Origin of the sequence: Methanohalophilus sp. DAL1, from assembly GCF_001683555.1 — an archaeon.
In the GTDB taxonomy this organism is placed as follows: Archaea; Halobacteriota; Methanosarcinia; order Methanosarcinales; family Methanosarcinaceae; genus Methanohalophilus; species Methanohalophilus euhalobius.
This window is the reverse complement of sequence record NZ_MAFX01000024.1, coordinates 1-16,030: the sequence shown is the minus strand read 5'-3', so window position 1 is coordinate 16,030 and position 16,030 is coordinate 1. Positions and strand designations below refer to the sequence as shown.

Sequence of the window (16,030 nt, the reverse complement as noted above, 5' to 3'; positions counted from 1 at the left end):
GCGTTGTAGTTGTTCTACATCTTCTCCCTTTGGTGAGATCATTTTTTCTGTGGCACCACACTGCAGGAATATATTATCCACATAATCCACAAGTTCCCATGCCTTTTCCTGATCATGAGTGAATTCTAAAAGATCTCCTCCGATATCCGGTCTTAAATTCAGGGTCCCGTCAGAAAATGTCCCCGCTCCGCCAACTCCACACATGATATTGCAGGGGGTACAGTGCATACAGTGTTGAACGGATTCCATAGGACAATGTCTCTTTTCGACATCCCTGCCTTTGTCAATTACCAGGATTTTCAAACCATGACCGGAAAGTTCATTGGCTGCAAACATCCCGGCAGGTCCGGCTCCGATAATAATTACATCGTATAGGTTGTCTACTGCCATAATATTGTCTTTCTCCTCATATAACTGAATTTTTATGATTAAATAGTTGTCCGTATTTTCATCCGGCGTTTATTTCCCCCAAATATATTGAAAGTGCTGGTGGAAAAGTTCAACATAACACCGATCACTACTGTAGAAGAAAATATGGCAATACTCTTAAAATGAACTCTTAAAAATGGAGACAGGACCCTTTCCGGGTCAATTGTTTTTTTAATCGATCTTTATATGAGAAAAGTCCTTCTCCTGCCTCATCAATGATGGGGAATCAGTTTGGCAGAAGTAAATTGAGTTGAATAGTTGCACTGAAATAAATAAAAGAAGAACGAAGAATGAATTACATCATTCGCAACTTTTCAATTCTGTTACATAGTCATAGACAAAAGCAGCCACTAGAGCTCCAACTATTGGTCCGATGATATAGATTGGGAACTGCCACCAGAAGTTTGTACCTCCTAGCATAAAATCAGCAAGATACGGTCCGAAAGTACGGGCAGGGTTAAGCGATGAACCTGTTATGTTCCCCACAACAATTATGTCCGCAGCAACTACAAGACCGATTGCCAGTCCCGCAAAACCTGCTGGTGCTCTTTTGTCGACAGATGAACCCATAATTGTCAGCATCAGGAAGAAAGTTGCTACTGCTTCACAGAGCATTGCCTGACTATAGCTGACACCGTCGAACATTGCAGTTGCCCCCAGGCCAGTATCAACTGCACGGGAACCTAAAATTGCCACAATTGTAAATGATGCAAGACTTGCGCCTATTAACTGAGCAACGATGTAACCCATCATATCCTTTGCAGGAAAACGTCCTGTGGCCCACAGTGCAATGCTCACTGCAGGATTGATATGTGTACCCGATATGTGCCCGAATGCATATATCATTGCAATTATCGCTATGGCAAAAGCAATGCCTATAGCAAACCAGGCTTCGATGTTTAGACCAACATTAAAAGTATTCTCCGGGATCCGGCTCGCACCTTGCACCAGCAACACAGCGGTTACTACGGATCCTGTACCAAGGAACACCAGCACATACGTTCCTATGAGTTCGGCAATGGACCTTTTGAACAGACTTATTTCTGACATAAAAACACCTCTAAAAATAAGATAGTGTTCAATGAAGGCACACTATCTCCAGGCTTTTCACACTGCTTCCTTCCAGTTGCAATAATTGCACTTGTAATCAAAGTAGTTTGCAGTGCAGAACTTACACACCCTTGCCGGGGAGTGTGGATCCTCCTTATGCAGAGAAATTATGTTCGTCATGAGGGTTGCGGTTACAGGCTCACTTGTGAGCAGGCATGGGAAGTCAGCAAGCCTCATAAGGGAGGAGAAACGGACAGTTATCGCACATGCAGGATATGCATAACGCTGCGGGTTATTTATCACATCATTGTTTTCGATCGCACTGTAGTCAATAGGTATGCCCTGGACTACCGATCCGGCTCCCCTTGGTTTGTGGTCGATAATGCGCTCACCCTTCTCGATCAGGTCTATGAAATCCACGTTATGCAACTCTGCTGCAGCATCCCTTGCAGGATTGGTGAGGACATAATTGTGGAATCTCTTTACCAGCAGATCATTGACCATCATTGTAGTGAAGCCATCCATCCAGAGAATTTTAGTGGTAGCACCTGCTGTAGCATCGGTAGCGATTGTCAGTGGAGAATACTCGTTTTTGAACTTGCCCATTGCACTTTCTAGTGTGTCATAGAGCACACCGCTGACAGCTTCCAGGATAGCCATCGTCATATCATCTTTTGTCATATTGAACATGGACTGAGATATGTGGTGCGCAACGTCTCCTACACCATATGCAGGAACGGTTACTATGTTTCCGTAGAAGATTTCCTCATCCATTGCAGCTTTCACAGTGCCTTCCATTTTTTTCCGATATCCTTCCATATATTTTTTGACATCGAAGGAGGTGTGGCCATGCTGCTCCATGAGAAGTGCCTGGGCTTCCACCGGCGTATCGTATATCATTTTGAGCATTTCAATTTCATCTTTCACTGCATCGGCAGCAGTCTTGCCTTCTTCCAAAGATGTCTGGAACTGAGCACCAATACCGTACGAGGTATTCATACCCCAGGATTTAGAGGAGAGTATTGTGCGCTTGTGATCATCAGGGATGTCCAGGTTCTGAAGAATCCTGTTGACGACATTGCTGGTACTTCCGGGACTGAATGCAAAATCCACAACACAGGTCGGACCATAGAATCCACCATATCTTCTTATTGATTCCTTCCCTATAAGGGCTTCAGCTTTTCCAATAGCATCAACAAATTTCTCGACGGATGCCCTGAATGCCGGGTCTTCATCATAGAGAATTTCAAGGACAGGGGGTGTCTGGTAATGCTCAACGAAGGGATCATCTTCCGGCCTAACTGTGTCAGTAAGGGATGTCAGGACATTATAGTGAGCATTGACCGAATTAATATGCAAATCGAATACTTCCTTGCTTTGCTCACCCTCTGGAGACATCTGATTGACAGCATCCACATACGGTTTTGCGTCAGTCACTTTGAACTCTGTTCCTCTTTTATCTTTAATCGTGCTTATAACAGCCTTCTGTGCATTTATGGCCTCTCTGGCCATCTTGTCGTATATTTTCTTCACTTCCTATACCTCCACTAATAGGTTTCATAAAAAAGTATATCCTGTGTAAATAAAAAGTTTATGGTATATCTTACCGTAACATATAAAACATACCATGTAACTTTATTTTATACCTCTAATTGGAGATAGCTCAGAGTAGAGAAATACATATATTAATATAGAAAATATATGGAGCACATATGCCGACTGAAGGATATTCGAGTACAACAATCAAAACCCCTGTATATGACATGTTAAAAAAAGTTGCAAAGGAAAGAGGAGTTTCTATTTCCGATGTTATCGAAGAAGCAACAATTGAAATGGGCGACCATGCACCTGAACTGGAGAGCATCGACTCGATATCAGCTGAAATGCAACATCTGATTAGCACCACTCAAAAAATGCAGGAAAGAGCGATCCGTAAAGTCGACAGAATAATCAGTGATTTTAAGAGGTCAAAGGAAAAATACCAGACACTCGTTGAAACAAACCCCGACCTTGTGTTCTCCATTGATCCTGCAGGAAACTTCACCTATGTCAATCCAGTGAGCTATGACTACCTAAAAATAAGCCCAGGTGAAACAATTGGACACAATATACTGGATTTCGTTCATAAAGATGACGCTGAAAAACTGGAAAACATTATTGAGAATCTCAAGAACGGGAATAAGAGCACAGGGATGCTGAAGTTCCTTGATGACGAAGGACACGATAAATATTTCAACATCAGCATCAGCCCTTTGATGAAGAACGGAAAGGTCCTAGAAGCGGTTGGTGTAGCAGATGACCTTACAGAACATCAGAGGATGATGGATGAGATCGCTTATCTCAAACAATTCAACGAAAGCATTGTCCAGAATGCGCCACTTGGTATTGTCACTTTTGACAAAAAAGGAAATATAACATATTTTAATGAAGTATTTCCAAAGTTGCTTCAGTGCAGCGAGGACGATCTCAAGGGCGGAAATGTGTTTCATGATGCTGTTGACGGTAGACTTGAGGAGTGGTACAGAAGATGCCTTGATGGCGAATACTGTGAATACAATGGTGCCTGCAGCATCAGTGAAAATGGATTAAAACGAATGTACCACAAATGGTTTTCACCAATCAAAATAGGGAGAGAGGTTATAGGTGGTGTCTGTATAGTAGATGATATCACTAAAAAAGAAAGTTCAGTAGTTCTCTAATTTTACCTCCATCTTTTTCCTACCCCTATTGAATTACCTTAAACACTGCACTACTAGCTGAATCCTTAACTTTCTCCTAAGCCATTCTTCAACAAACAAAATAAATCTGGCAAACCTGAACTTGTCTTCATCAATGGTTATTGGACCTGGTTTTACGATTGTAAAATGCTTTTTCTGGAGATATATCCATACATTTCTGAGCAGGAACGATAATATTGTAAAGAAATATCTGAAAGTTACATCTTTTGTTGATGTCCTTGGTTTAACAATATTTCTCATCCTGTAAGATGATTCGATAGCAAACTCATACTTTTTCTCTGGTTTTAGAGTACTGACAGAACTGTGAAGCAGAATACTTTGATTTGCCTGGATAAGTTCTTCAAGACTTAGTTTCCTGAGATGATATCTCAAAGATGTCTCACATGGAATCTCTTGATAGTGTTTTGATGCAGAATGAACTGAACTTTTATCCACTGCCATACATATGGCAGTGTAAAATAGATCTTTGGAGCTGAGTTGACCGTTTATCTTGATGCCGATATTATCGAAAAATGGTTTAAGAATGGTATCAATACAGTGTTTTGGTCTTAATTCGACCTTCTCACAGGTCCTTGAACTGAATGGTAGAAATGACATATGGCGGCGCTTTCGCCGCATATAAATCTAACGGGAGGTGTTGTTAAGTTCAGATGCTCTAATTAGCTAAGTACTGAAATATGGATACAGGACCCTTCCAGATCAATTGTTTTTTTATTCAATAATTCCCAATATGAGGAAGTCCTCCTCACGGCTCATCAATGGTAGTGGACAGCAAAAAAATGGGACTAAATTACTTATTTTTCATGTCATCCAAGACAATAAAAGGTACAATGCATTTTTTCTCCTATCCCTACAACGATCTAACTTATGTTTAAAAATCTTCTTTACGGTCTGCATACTAAAAAGACAAATATTTTATTACTAAAAATCTTACTAAGGGCGGAATACTTCAAATAACCGGGAATTTAAAAATGAAAAGGATAATTGCTGTAGATATATCAGGGCGGCATCGGCATAATTCCAGATACCTGATGGTATGTGCCGCTGTATCCCTTTCGGTGTCAGGAGGGCATGTGAAACAGATACATGGTGTAAATATCAAACCATTTGTGAGTGACAACCCACCCGAGGTTGTGGATGTTGTACAGATGATTGAAAGAACAGTTGAAGGAATGGGAGGAGTAATCATAGTGGCAGAGGAAGGAGATCTTTTCAACCAGCCTGAATGGCTTTCAAACAGTATGTTCACCGCATCTTTCAAATATCCAGAATCTCTGAGTGAAAGGATGGGTGTTGAAATCGCTCACCATATATCCCTGAGCAGTCGCAATTTACTTCTTGATCCCCGGTCATGGGAACCAATCAAAGATAATCTATAAACTATATTTTCATAATCCAGAGTTAAACCATATGAAAGATGTAATTCTTGTACAGAGGAGAATTCCCCGTTGCAGTGAGTCGCAAAACCAACGCAAATTTGCTGAATTAAGGGAACTTGCCAGGGCTGGAAATTATAATGTAGTCTCTGAAGTGATCCAGACCCGTTACCCTGACCGACAATACCAGATAGGCAAAGGTAAGGCAGAAGAGGTTGCAGAGCTGGCCCTGTCACAAAAACCTGCAAAAATAATATTCTACAATCCCCTTTCTGTAACCCAGGTCTATAACCTCTCCGAGATGTGTAAGTGCGAGGTAATAGATAAGTTTCAATTGATCCTGGAAATTTTTGCAAGCCGGGCCACCACCAGGCGTTCCCGTATGCAGGTTGAACTTGCCAGGCTGGAATATGAACTTCCCAGAGCCAGGAAAATCGTATCCCTGCTAAAAATGGAAGAGCGCCCCGGTTTCATGGGTCTGGGAGGCTATGAGGACTCCTATGAGCAGGATGTCAAGAAACGTATAAGCCGCATTAAAAAAGAACTCAGCACAGGACAGAGAGACAGTGAAAACCTGCGTGGTTACCGGCATTCCAAAGGTTTTTCCCTGTTGTCCCTTGCAGGTTATACGAATGCGGGAAAAAGCACATTATTCCGGAGTCTGGTAGATGAGAATGTGGAGGTGGAAAATATGCTTTTTACCACTCTTTCTCCCACCACAAGATATCTGAATATTAATGGCCGATGGACCCTCCTCACAGACACCGTGGGATTTATAGAAGATCTCCCCCATTTTCTGGTGGATGCATTCCGCTCAACCCTGGAAGATGTATTCAGGGCGGACATCATCCTGCTTGTGGTGGATATCAGTGAGCCGGTAGATGTTATAAGGAAAAAACTCGCCGTATCCCATGAAATATTCTGGGAACGTCTCGAAAAAGCCACAATCATCTCCGCTATCAACAAGGCTGACAGGCTTTCTTCCGAAGAACTCAGCTCCCGGCTCAGATCGATCGCCTACCTGGCTCCCAATCCAGTGGTGGTCTCTGCAAAGACCGGTGAAGGGCTGGATGAACTCAAGGATATTATTTCCTCCCATCTGCCTGAATGGAAACGGTTTACCCTGGAGTTGCCTATGTCAGGTGAAAGCATGTCTGCTGTTTCCTGGCTTTTTGAGGAAGGAATCGTGCACAGTATAAATTATGGTAATACTGTTGTCATGGATGTGGAGGCCAGAAATGAGGTCTATCACAAAGCCAGATCTCTCGAAAAAAGATTAAGTTTCCGGTAATACGGCTGAAACCACCTCCAAAGATTTATAAATTCAGATTGCATAGCCTTTACTATATGTTGATCGATCTGCATGTGCACTCCTGTTTTTCAAAAGATAGTGATTCTCAATTTGATTCCATCCTAAAATGGGCTAAAAAAAACGGGATGGATGGGGTTGCTATATGTGATCATGACAGTGTTGAAGGTGGTTTTACCTGTGCACGACGGGCTTTAGAAATTGCTTCGGATATACTGGTAATCCCCGGGCAGGAAGTAAGTTCTGTTGAAGGCCATGTGCTTGTGCTGGGTGCATCGGAAAGTGTGCCTGCGGGAATGGATGTATTTTCCACGATTGAATCTGCACGTAAACTGGGAGCGGTTGTAATCATACCTCATCCCTACAAAAAAACCTCTCATGGGATCGGGCATCTGAAAGGTCTGGATGTGGATGCAGTTGAAGTTTTCAATTCTCGTTGTTTAACCCCTTATGCCAATACAAGGGCAAAGATAGTTGCCGAAAGGCTGGGATTGCCGCAAGTAGGAGGCAGTGATGCTCATGAGCCATGTATGGTTGGCAGGTCCTATACTGACATCGATGTTACGGGTGAATCGGTGGATTCAGTCCTCTCTGCGATAAAAGCAGGTCGTGTAAAACCGGGAGGTAAGCTGACACCTCAGAAATATGTGGTAGGGCAGATGTTCAGGGGCATCAGGAAAAAAGTCAACAGTTATTGAATATCAGGTTTTGATGTAATCCTCATAGAACATTCTTAACATCAGCAGGAAGGAAGAAAGAACCAGTGGCCCAACTACGATACCAACCAGTCCGAATAGGTATATTCCTATGAAAATTCCCAACAGGGAAACAAAGGGATGGATTGCACCTACCTTATCCTGAATATAAGGACGCAGGAAATTATCTATGTTGCTGATTACCATTCCTGCTATAAAAATGACACCTGCAGCAAACAAATCTCCTTCGATTACTTTGAAAATAATTGCCGGGCCCCATACAAGAGGGGCACCTACAACAGGCATTATTGAAAGAATCAGTGTGACGAATCCCCATAGTATTGCTCCCTGGATGTCAAGCAGATAAAAGGTGAATGCAAGTAATCCGCCCTGCACGGCTGCTATGAAGAAAGTGGCTATTATTGTGGAATGGATGATATTCTTCATTTCCCCAATCAATTTATCCTTGTTGCTGTCACTGAAAGGGATTATATTGGAAGTCAGGTCCTTAAGTGTCTTATCATCCGTGGTAAACAGGTAGTACAACAGGAAAACCATTATAATCAGGCCGATAAGCTGGTTTCCCAGGTTCTGAATGGTTTCCAGCACAAGCTGGCTTACGAATCCCCCAATTGTTGTGACGAGATCCGATGCTTTCTGTTCCAGGTCCAGAGCCGGAACCAGTTCATTTATTTTTTGCAAATACCCGTAGATAATATCCATATTTGCTGTTACAATTTCCAGTACCATACCTACCTGCTGGGATAGAAGGATTATCAGGTAGTACAGGGGAATTATTATAATTACAATAGATAGCACGATCAATACAATGGAGGCAACCCGGTTATTGATTTTCAGCCTTTTTGTCAGTAAATCATGCGCGGGTTTCATTATTACATAAATAATCAGGGCAGCAAAAAAAGCTTCAATATAGGGATACAGGGCATAGGTAATTGCAACTGCAAGTATTGCTATAAAAAGCAGGGCGATTGCTATTTTTGTATCCTTTTCATTTCTCATCTTATACCTTCGCTTGAGTTGTTCCCGGGATTGAAATAAGCTCGTCTTTTTTATTTGCCTGTGTTTTTGGGTCTTTACATTTTCACACGTGTAATATCAATATGACGTATTTCATCGGCTTCTATTGCAAAGAGCATTTTTTTACGCACACTGTTGGCTAGCCGGATTGCCCTTGACATAACCGGCAGGGAAAATTCATGCTGTGTACCAATCGAATGGGCCAGGTATTCGGAGTGGGCAATCTCTGATGGGGACTTCACTTCGCTGTAGATCCTGAAATGTGTACCGAACTTGAATCCGGTTTTAGGTACGAGTTTCCGGGTCCTGAGGTCTTCATATACCCTGTATTTCCTCTGGAAAAGAGGCTCTATATGCGTGGCCCTTTCGCAGAATTCATCAAAATTGAGTTTGTTGTCATCCTTTCGTGTGGTTACTTCAATTATGTTGTTCTTTAGCAGGAAAGCCCCCTCTACAAGGGACAATTGTAGCCTTTTTTGATCCAGGGGTTTTCCATAAAAACCATTTTCGTACAGTTTACCGGAAGCTTCACCATCCCAGACAATGACACGATCCTCAAGCATAGTTGCAGGAGTATGCAGTGAAGGATACAGCTGTTCCATATTACCTGCAGGGTCTGATTCCTGCACTTCATAATAGGTAATGTCGCTTTCCTCGTCCACAACTGCAATTATGAGATGTTTGTGCACGTTACAGGCTGATTCCAGATTTTTCAAAAGAACGGACAGAGGAAGGGCAACTCTTTCCGAATGAACATATACATAACTTCTGGATGAAGATTTTCCGGGTTTGCCACCCCGTGGATATACCCTGAAATCCGCAACTCCAGGCTGAACGTAAAACCCACGCTCTCGAAGGTCCTTATACACAATATATTTGAGTTCAAAATTTGGGTTTAACAGGGATGCAATCTTGAAATACTCTTCAAATCCAAGTGATTTGCCTTCTTTTTCGATCTCGAGTTTCTTACGGTAAAGCAGGTGTGCTGCTTCAACCAGGGTGAGTATTAAATTGTCTTTTTTGGGTCTGCCGTAATAACTGGTTTTATATATCTCTTCAATTGCCTCTTTGCCGGCAACAACCCTGTCTTCTTTCAATTTTCCAATCAAGCCGAGCACCCGGTATACAGTAAATAGCGATGGCACAATGAGATTTGCTTTTATTTATAGGTTGGTTTTACTTCAGTATAGAATCCACAAAGGACCTGGCAAATTCACGGTAGGAGACACCTTCCAGATGTGCATAGGATCCCAGTGTATTTTCTACTGTCATCCCGTCCCACTCACCTTTGATTCCGATTCCCCGGGAAAGTTTTATGGCAAAATCCGTGTTATCCGGGATGTCCCTTATCTCGGAGTGGTGGAATTCATGGCCCCTGAATGTATTTCCCTTTTTGCCTATGATCGAATCCTTTATAATTTGGCCGTTATTGTAACTAACCACACGGGTATGTCCCATAAGGGTGTGGCCGGGTAATGCTCCCACCATCTCTGTGGTGGCTTCGGGCATTTCTGCCATATGGTATGTGCCTTTCCCTTTTACACCGGTGGTGAGTTTCTCTGTCAGGTACATAAGCCCCCCGCATTCTGCATAAATGGGCATTCCTGATCTGGATGCTTCCCGAATCTCCCGGCGCAGTGATTCATTATCCTGAAGTTTTTGGGCAAAAAGTTCGGGATATCCTCCGCCGATATACAATCCATCAACATCCGGTAACTTACTATCATGGACCGGGCTGAAATATTCCAGATCTGCACCTGCCAGCTGGAGCAGTTCGATGTTATCATGATAATAAAAATTGAATGCCTCGTCAAGTGCCACACCGATTTTAGGCCTTTTTCCTTTTATGTCACGGGATGTGAACATGGTTCTTGGAGGTTTTTCGACAGGTTCTGCCGATCTTGCGATTTTAAGTATCTCTGCAATATCCACCCCTTCATCCACCCTGTCCCGGATAGTCCCTATTCGCTGGTCCAGGTCACGGATACGCCTGCGTCCTTCAAGGGCCGGAATCAGTCCGAGGTGGCGCATGGATATCTGCATTGCATTATCCCTGCGGATGGTTCCAAGTACGGGAATCCCGGTGTAGTGCTCAATGGCTTCACTGGCCTTTTTTGCATGGCGGGGATTTCCGATATTATTCAGGATTACTCCTGCAATGTTTATATTTTCATCAAAAGAGGTGTAACCTTTTACAAGGGCTGCGGCTGAACGTGTGATACTGCGGGCATTGATTATCAGCACTACCGGACATTTGAGTATTTTTGCTATCTGGGCAGTACTTCCAGTGTCGGTGAAACTATCAAAGCCTTCATAGAGACCCCTTACGCCTTCGATGATGGCAACATCTGCCTTCTTGTCAGTTTCACATCCATGGGTGAACACATCACGAATTCCTTCCTCATCCATGAGGTAGCCGTCAATATTGCGGGCATTACGACCAGTGATTTCAGAATGATAACTCGGATCGATGTAGTCCAGGCCGACCTTGAAAGGCTGTACCCTGTATCCCCTTGCAGTAAGGGCTGCCAGCATTCCGGCAACAATTGTTGTTTTACCGGAAGAAGAACGATCTGCGGATATCAGCAGACGGGGCATCTCCATAAGATTTTGATCGGACATACAATTCCTTACCGGGTAAGTTCCCTGAGCCGCTCATCTGTCAGTGCCCCGGGATCGACCGCACAATCGCTGGCCATTATATTTCTTGCAAGGCTGCGATACACTTCGGCAATAGGTGTCTCTCCCGCCTTTTCAAGCACGGAATAGCCATCCCTTTCGCAGTCCTGAACGATCTGCTCCTTTGGTATAAAGGCCACCAGGTCACTTCCAATTTCATTTGCAAATCTGCTAACTATCTCCTCTTCCCGACTGACACTGCGTGAGTTGCAGATTACACCGCTAAGTTTCGTATTTATACGGGACAATCCCTTGCAAATGTTGTTGGCTGCATACAGGGGCATGTATTCCCCGGATGTAAGGACATAGGCCTCATTGACCAGTCCTTTCCTGATCGGGGCGACAAATCCGCCACATACGATATCCCCGGGCACATCATAAATGATAAGGTCCATTTCTTTCATGGATTGGGATATCTTCTTGAGTTTCTGGATTGCAACAATGATTCCCCTGCCGGCACAACCTATACCCGGTTCGGGTCCACCGACCTCTACACACTTCACTCCCTTGTATCCCTCAAAAACCACGTCGTCTTCCTCTTCTATTTCCATACCCTCCCTGAGTAGATCCAGGATAGTGGGGATACGTTTTCCTCCCAGGAGGGTTATGGATGAATCGCTCTTGGGGTCACATCCGATGATCATGACATTATAGCCCTCATCGGCACACGCAGCGGCTACATTGGATGCAGTACTTGATTTCCCGATGCCGCCTTTACCGTAGATTGCAATCCTTTTCTGTGGATTCATTTCACTCCTCCCTGGCAAGTTGCCTTAATGTGGCTCCGAATTCAGATTCCACAATATTTGTCACACCCAGTGTTTTTGGATGGAGGTCTATCTCCACAAGCACATGTTTATGCCCCATATCTTTCAGGGGATGAACCTGTCTGGGTCCATTAGTGATAGATATAAGTTCCATGCCTTCAAGCGCTTCCATTGGTATTGCATGGGGTACACCGGCGATCACGGCAAAATCGAAATCTTTGTATTTTGATTTTATAAGTTGCCTGACCTGCTGGCCTGCAATGGGATATTCATCCAGTCCGCCGATTATTTCATCTATTTTTACGTTATCATGCATGTCTGCAAGAATATGTTCTGCATGCTGGCGTACCCGGGGTAACCCAAGCTCCGTATCAAGATTTGCGAAATTGACAATGTTGTCCTCAACACCGAGTTTTACGGCCACTTCATGCAGGGCCATCGTTATATCAGCAAACATGTAGGCGGTCTCTTTTTTGGCATTGAGGATGCAGATTCCTTTCTTGCCTGCTTTGAGCATTTCTATGACTCTTTTTGCCACAGTATATTTTACATCACCGCGGGATGGTTCAAGATACTCTTTGCTTGCTGCTCCATATTTTTTTTCGACATTTGTGGCTTCATTGAGAAGATGTTGCTGTCTTTCAAATTCCTGCCTGTCGATTATTCCTACATCAAGGGCGGATTCCAGGGCAAACAATACTCCTTTGGTGTTATCATTGTAGCCGGCATGGACCTCTACTTCGATTACAGGGGCATCCAGATTTGCTTCCATGACCGCTTCATGGAGTTCCTCGCCGATTATCATGCTCACACATGTCCCGACGACACCGATGCGTTTCGGGCTGAACCTTTCTTCGACTTTCTGTAACATATCCACAAGCCTGTCATGTCCTCCGAACACGAAACCGTTTTCGTCCAGGGCAGTGGTCACAACCCGGATCCCGTCCTCTTCCAGCAATCTTGCATGCTTGAAAGAACAACCCGGTGGCCCGTGGAGGATTGCGACTTCTACATTAAGGTCTCTCAAAGTGTACAGCGCCGCTACAATGGAACTTGGGCGGGGATGCATGATAGAAAGGTTCTTCTGCTGCATTTTTTCTCCTCTTTTTTACCTGAAACATTTTACGCAGGATATAATGGTGTCACCGCTGCCGGTTAACGAAAGGGCACATTCCAGGCCTTCCTGCAGGTTTTTCCTGTGAATGGGATTCTGTGAACTTAAGTTTTCCATGCGTTTGCCTATCAGGATCACATGGTCAAGGAACTGTCTGTATTCTGAAAGCAGGATCTGGACGTTTTCCGGAGCAAAGCCTTCGCATACCTGTGCGGCATGTTCTCCGATAATCAGCACGTTTTTTGCAGATTTATTCAGTCCCATTTCAATGGCCGATCTTGCTGAATCAATATCCAATCCCGAACTGGAGTTATCAATGAGTCTCCTTTGTTGAAACTCCACCCGTTGCATTCTTCCTTCTAAACCACTAAATCCTTCAAAGGTTCTCTGGATGTCGTGCGGGTCTGCTCCTGCCCGCAGGCCGGCACATGCGCTGGCGGCAAAAGCAATTGCATATTCTTCAGGATTATAACCGGGTTGGAGTTTGCAGTCGATGTTTTTTTCATCATAAGTAATACTGATAGTTTCTTTGGATATTCTGCTGATAAGATCGGCGTTTTGATTGCCGTTAGCAAATGTTATGATCTCAGTCTTTGTGTTATTTTCTATGAGGCTGGTGTCCTGATGATTCATTATCACAACAGGATGTTGCATAATCTTCCATTTGGCTTCACTTGCCCATTTGCTGTTTGAAGCAATCCTGTAGTCAGGGGTGAGGGTTGTGAGTATGCCCATTTCACCCATGCCAGTTGTGCCCAGGGATTCTTCCAGCACATAAACCGATGGCTCAATTTCCTGCTCTCTGACAATATTAACAACTTCAAGTATGCTTGCGGGAGTTATACTGAGACCTTTATGGAGCATGATGTGTTGGTTTTCTGATAGGTATTCTATGCCCCGGGTTGTATGTAGTATGACTTCTTCCTTAAAGGAAAGTATTCTGGCCAGAAGGGTTGCAGTACTGGTCTTGGCTTTAACCCCGGTGATCTCGATTACTTTTGCTTGACTGAAGATACCCTCCTCACGCAGTATCCAGCCGGTGATGTAATGGTGAGAATAGATGGTATTTCCCTGCGATCTGGCTTTTGTAAGAACAGGATAGTTGGGGTCCAGATGGACAGGTGTGATTATAATAGCGTTTTTGTCCGGCAGAGGTGGCTTGCTAACCACCTCTACTTCAGCAGGCAGGTCCGAAAATGTTTCTCCTGGGAGTGTGCCGTAAACATCTACTGCAGTTACTCTGTATCCGTGGCCTGCAAGTTTACTGCTTATCAACAGGCCACCGTGATTCAGGTCAAGCACTATAAAATGTCTCTGCCCTGCTGTCATATGGTCCCAGGAATGAGTTTAGATAACTTCCTTTGCCCTTTCAAAGACAAGGTCTGCCAGCATTTCATGGTTACCGAGAGGTTTTCCGTAAACAACGGGTACTTCATTGCCATCGACCTCAATTTTTCCTTCATTGGTTTGCGGGTCGAGTTTGAGAATCTCGGGAATATCTTCGGTGATGTGTACGCCTGATGCCAGGAATACAGGTACTGCTGCGATTCTGGTAACGCCGGTTCCCTCGAATTCTCTCATGGCTTCTTCCACGGAGGGGCCGCAGTTTTCCATGAAACCTGTACGGATTACATATTCAGGATGTTTTTTTGCGATGGTGTTGGCGATGTTTGTAACCACTTCTTTGTTGTAAGGTAGTCTGCTTCCATGTCCGATTGCTAGAATTCCTATTTTTTCACTCATGTGGAATACCTCTTTTTTGTCAGTGTAAGATACATATAAAAACACCAGTCTTACTTTCGTAGGGTGTTTGTGTTACTCCCTATGAATGAGTGATTACATAAAAATAATTCGGATCGATTTTGCAGGGTGAACTTTAATTAAAAAAGGGTAGAGGGGCCAAAAAGCTGGGGTTCAGACAACTTCGTAGTCTCCATCATCTTCCTTGTAGCTGTCAGTACCTACCATTGCGGCTTCTATGGAATCAATTCCGTCCATCCATTCGGCAACAATGCCATAGGGCATATCTTCCATTTGTTTGCCTGGAAGTTCCTGCCCATCCAGTACAAGGGCACCTATCCTTGCAACATAACCCAGGGCGGCTTCGAAATCTTCATCCTGTTCAGCTTCGATAGCACCATTTATGAGATCGGATATGTTTGAGTCCCCGTCAAAGTTCCCGTTCAGGTAACATTCGAAGGATACGAAGGTTGCCAGGAGGGAATTCTGGAGGGATTCTATCATCATGTCGGCATCTTCTGATATAGGATCTACTTTTTTCATGACTATTTCTTCTATACTGGAGAGAATATCCAGGGTTTCTTCAACAGAATAGTCTCCACGCTGCCCGGTAGCTATGACTTTCAGGCATGCTAGGATCACATCGTCCTGCATGTTCACAAAAATAGCACTATCTTTCTCGGGAGCCTCCCCCGATTCTTCAAGTTTGAAATTGCTTTCTTCAACTTTTTGAAGCCAGTTGTTCCATCTCTTTTCTGTATAAAATTCGTGAAATATCTGTTTATTGTTGGTTTCTGGCATTGTAACCCCTCGCCTTCATAAATTATATCGGGATTTTTTCAAAACCTAAGTCTGACTTTCTTATATCCGCTGCATTGGTCACTTTCAATATTTCCCATGACTTCTGCAACTGTACATTTATCGCCATTTTTTATTCCTGCAGGGTGGAACAGGTCGTACAATTCCTGGTCATCTGTGTCACATTTTGGTTCCTTATAGCTGATAGTGGAACCCTGGACAGCGTTGCGTGAATCAATGGCAGCAATGATCGGAGCTTTTGCAACATCAACCACGTATGCTCCTTGTTCATGAACA

17 protein-coding genes are annotated in these 16,030 nt (G+C 43.7%); 4 read left to right on the top strand and 13 right to left on the bottom strand.

The window, feature by feature from the left end; all coding sequences use genetic code 11:
- From A9957_RS06060 to A9957_RS06050, 3 genes are all read right to left on the bottom strand, one after another.
- Positions 1–390, bottom strand: a 390-nt coding sequence (locus A9957_RS06060) for an NAD(P)-binding protein (RefSeq protein ID WP_292343521.1), incomplete at its 3' end; no start/stop codon positions are given.
- A 339-nt stretch (positions 391–729) separates the two neighbouring features.
- Positions 730–1,479, bottom strand: a complete 750-nt coding sequence (locus tag A9957_RS06055) for an MIP/aquaporin family protein (RefSeq protein ID WP_292343520.1) — start codon at positions 1,477–1,479, stop codon at positions 730–732.
- 57 nt (positions 1,480–1,536) lie between these two features.
- Positions 1,537–3,012 carry a DUF2193 domain-containing protein gene (locus tag A9957_RS06050; protein WP_292343518.1) on the bottom strand — a complete coding sequence of 492 codons (1,476 nt, stop codon included), beginning with the start codon at positions 3,010–3,012 and terminating at the stop codon, positions 1,537–1,539.
- A 179-nt stretch (positions 3,013–3,191) separates the two neighbouring features.
- On the opposite strand from A9957_RS06050, the gene A9957_RS06045 reads away from it, so the two are divergent.
- A complete protein-coding gene (locus A9957_RS06045; protein WP_096711806.1) occupies positions 3,192–4,178 on the top strand; it encodes a PAS domain-containing protein in 987 nt (328 codons plus the stop codon).
- 33 nt (positions 4,179–4,211) lie between these two features.
- Here A9957_RS06045 and A9957_RS06040 read toward each other — a convergent pair whose 3' ends face one another.
- Entirely contained in the window at positions 4,212–4,814 is a 603-nt protein-coding gene (locus A9957_RS06040) for a hypothetical protein (protein WP_165868993.1), read from the bottom strand.
- A gap of 374 nt (positions 4,815–5,188) precedes the next feature.
- On the opposite strand from A9957_RS06040, the gene A9957_RS06035 reads away from it, so the two are divergent.
- From A9957_RS06035 to A9957_RS06025, 3 genes are read left to right on the top strand one after another with little or no spacing between them, the layout of a single operon-like run.
- Positions 5,189–5,596: a DUF2209 domain-containing protein gene (locus A9957_RS06035; protein WP_096711804.1), complete on the top strand. Its 408-nt coding sequence runs from the start codon at positions 5,189–5,191 to the stop codon at positions 5,594–5,596.
- Positions 5,597–5,627: 31 nt separating this feature from the next.
- Positions 5,628–6,884 (top strand): GTPase HflX, encoded by a 1,257-nt coding sequence (gene hflX / locus A9957_RS06030; RefSeq protein WP_128754243.1) that lies wholly within the window; start codon positions 5,628–5,630, stop codon positions 6,882–6,884.
- Between the two features lie 56 nt (positions 6,885–6,940).
- The gene (locus A9957_RS06025) at positions 6,941–7,600 is read left to right on the top strand and encodes a PHP domain-containing protein (protein ID WP_292343516.1); all 660 of its coding nucleotides are present in this window, start codon (positions 6,941–6,943) and stop codon (positions 7,598–7,600) included.
- Positions 7,601–7,603: 3 nt separating this feature from the next.
- Here A9957_RS06025 and A9957_RS06020 read toward each other — a convergent pair whose 3' ends face one another.
- From A9957_RS06020 to A9957_RS05980, 9 genes are all read right to left on the bottom strand, one after another.
- Complete coding sequence (locus A9957_RS06020; RefSeq protein WP_105459936.1) at positions 7,604–8,617, bottom strand: AI-2E family transporter; 1,014 nt, start codon at positions 8,615–8,617, stop codon at positions 7,604–7,606.
- A gap of 74 nt (positions 8,618–8,691) precedes the next feature.
- The gene (gene endA / locus A9957_RS06015) at positions 8,692–9,780 is read right to left on the bottom strand and encodes a tRNA-intron lyase (RefSeq protein WP_394328855.1); all 1,089 of its coding nucleotides are present in this window, start codon (positions 9,778–9,780) and stop codon (positions 8,692–8,694) included.
- A 31-nt stretch (positions 9,781–9,811) separates the two neighbouring features.
- The gene (gene cfbB, locus A9957_RS06010) at positions 9,812–11,257 is read right to left on the bottom strand and encodes a Ni-sirohydrochlorin a,c-diamide synthase (RefSeq protein WP_292343515.1); all 1,446 of its coding nucleotides are present in this window, start codon (positions 11,255–11,257) and stop codon (positions 9,812–9,814) included.
- An 8-nt stretch (positions 11,258–11,265) separates the two neighbouring features.
- Positions 11,266–12,063, bottom strand: coding sequence for a Ni-sirohydrochlorin a,c-diamide reductive cyclase ATP-dependent reductase subunit (gene cfbC, locus A9957_RS06005; protein WP_292343514.1), 798 nt, complete (start codon positions 12,061–12,063; stop codon positions 11,266–11,268).
- 1 nt (position 12,064) lies between these two features.
- Positions 12,065–13,174, bottom strand: a complete 1,110-nt coding sequence (gene cfbD / locus A9957_RS06000) for a Ni-sirohydrochlorin a,c-diamide reductive cyclase catalytic subunit (protein ID WP_096711798.1) — start codon at positions 13,172–13,174, stop codon at positions 12,065–12,067.
- Positions 13,175–13,189: 15 nt separating this feature from the next.
- A complete protein-coding gene (cfbE, locus tag A9957_RS05995; RefSeq protein ID WP_292343513.1) occupies positions 13,190–14,524 on the bottom strand; it encodes a coenzyme F430 synthase in 1,335 nt (444 codons plus the stop codon).
- A gap of 18 nt (positions 14,525–14,542) precedes the next feature.
- Positions 14,543–14,938 (bottom strand): sirohydrochlorin nickelochelatase, encoded by a 396-nt coding sequence (gene cfbA / locus A9957_RS05990; protein ID WP_292343512.1) that lies wholly within the window; start codon positions 14,936–14,938, stop codon positions 14,543–14,545.
- Positions 14,939–15,109: 171 nt separating this feature from the next.
- Positions 15,110–15,736 (bottom strand): DUF2150 family protein, encoded by a 627-nt coding sequence (locus A9957_RS05985; protein ID WP_292343511.1) that lies wholly within the window; start codon positions 15,734–15,736, stop codon positions 15,110–15,112.
- 38 nt (positions 15,737–15,774) lie between these two features.
- Positions 15,775–16,030: UPF0179 family protein (locus A9957_RS05980; protein WP_292343510.1), on the bottom strand; the 256-nt coding region annotated here is incomplete at its 5' end.

What these genes read in the sequence shown, in the direction of transcription:
- A9957_RS06055 (WP_292343520.1), bottom strand. Translation starts at nt 1,479, where the DNA reads ATGTCAGAAATAAGTCTGTTCAAAAGGTCCATTGCCGAACTCATAGGA.
- A9957_RS06045 (WP_096711806.1), top strand. Translation starts at nt 3,192, where the DNA reads ATGCCGACTGAAGGATATTCGAGTACAACAATCAAAACCCCTGTATAT.
- A9957_RS06040 (WP_165868993.1), bottom strand. Translation starts at nt 4,814, where the DNA reads ATGTCATTTCTACCATTCAGTTCAAGGACCTGTGAGAAGGTCGAATTA.
- A9957_RS06035 (WP_096711804.1), top strand. Translation starts at nt 5,189, where the DNA reads ATGAAAAGGATAATTGCTGTAGATATATCAGGGCGGCATCGGCATAAT.
- hflX (WP_128754243.1), top strand. Translation starts at nt 5,628, where the DNA reads ATGAAAGATGTAATTCTTGTACAGAGGAGAATTCCCCGTTGCAGTGAG.
- A9957_RS06025 (WP_292343516.1), top strand. Translation starts at nt 6,941, where the DNA reads ATGTTGATCGATCTGCATGTGCACTCCTGTTTTTCAAAAGATAGTGAT.
- A9957_RS06020 (WP_105459936.1), bottom strand. Translation starts at nt 8,617, where the DNA reads ATGAGAAATGAAAAGGATACAAAAATAGCAATCGCCCTGCTTTTTATA.
- cfbB (WP_292343515.1), bottom strand. Translation starts at nt 11,257, where the DNA reads ATGTCCGATCAAAATCTTATGGAGATGCCCCGTCTGCTGATATCCGCA.
- cfbC (WP_292343514.1), bottom strand. Translation starts at nt 12,063, where the DNA reads ATGAATCCACAGAAAAGGATTGCAATCTACGGTAAAGGCGGCATCGGG.
- cfbD (WP_096711798.1), bottom strand. Translation starts at nt 13,174, where the DNA reads ATGCAGCAGAAGAACCTTTCTATCATGCATCCCCGCCCAAGTTCCATT.
- cfbE (WP_292343513.1), bottom strand. Translation starts at nt 14,524, where the DNA reads ATGACAGCAGGGCAGAGACATTTTATAGTGCTTGACCTGAATCACGGT.
- cfbA (WP_292343512.1), bottom strand. Translation starts at nt 14,938, where the DNA reads ATGAGTGAAAAAATAGGAATTCTAGCAATCGGACATGGAAGCAGACTA.
- A9957_RS05985 (WP_292343511.1), bottom strand. Translation starts at nt 15,736, where the DNA reads ATGCCAGAAACCAACAATAAACAGATATTTCACGAATTTTATACAGAA.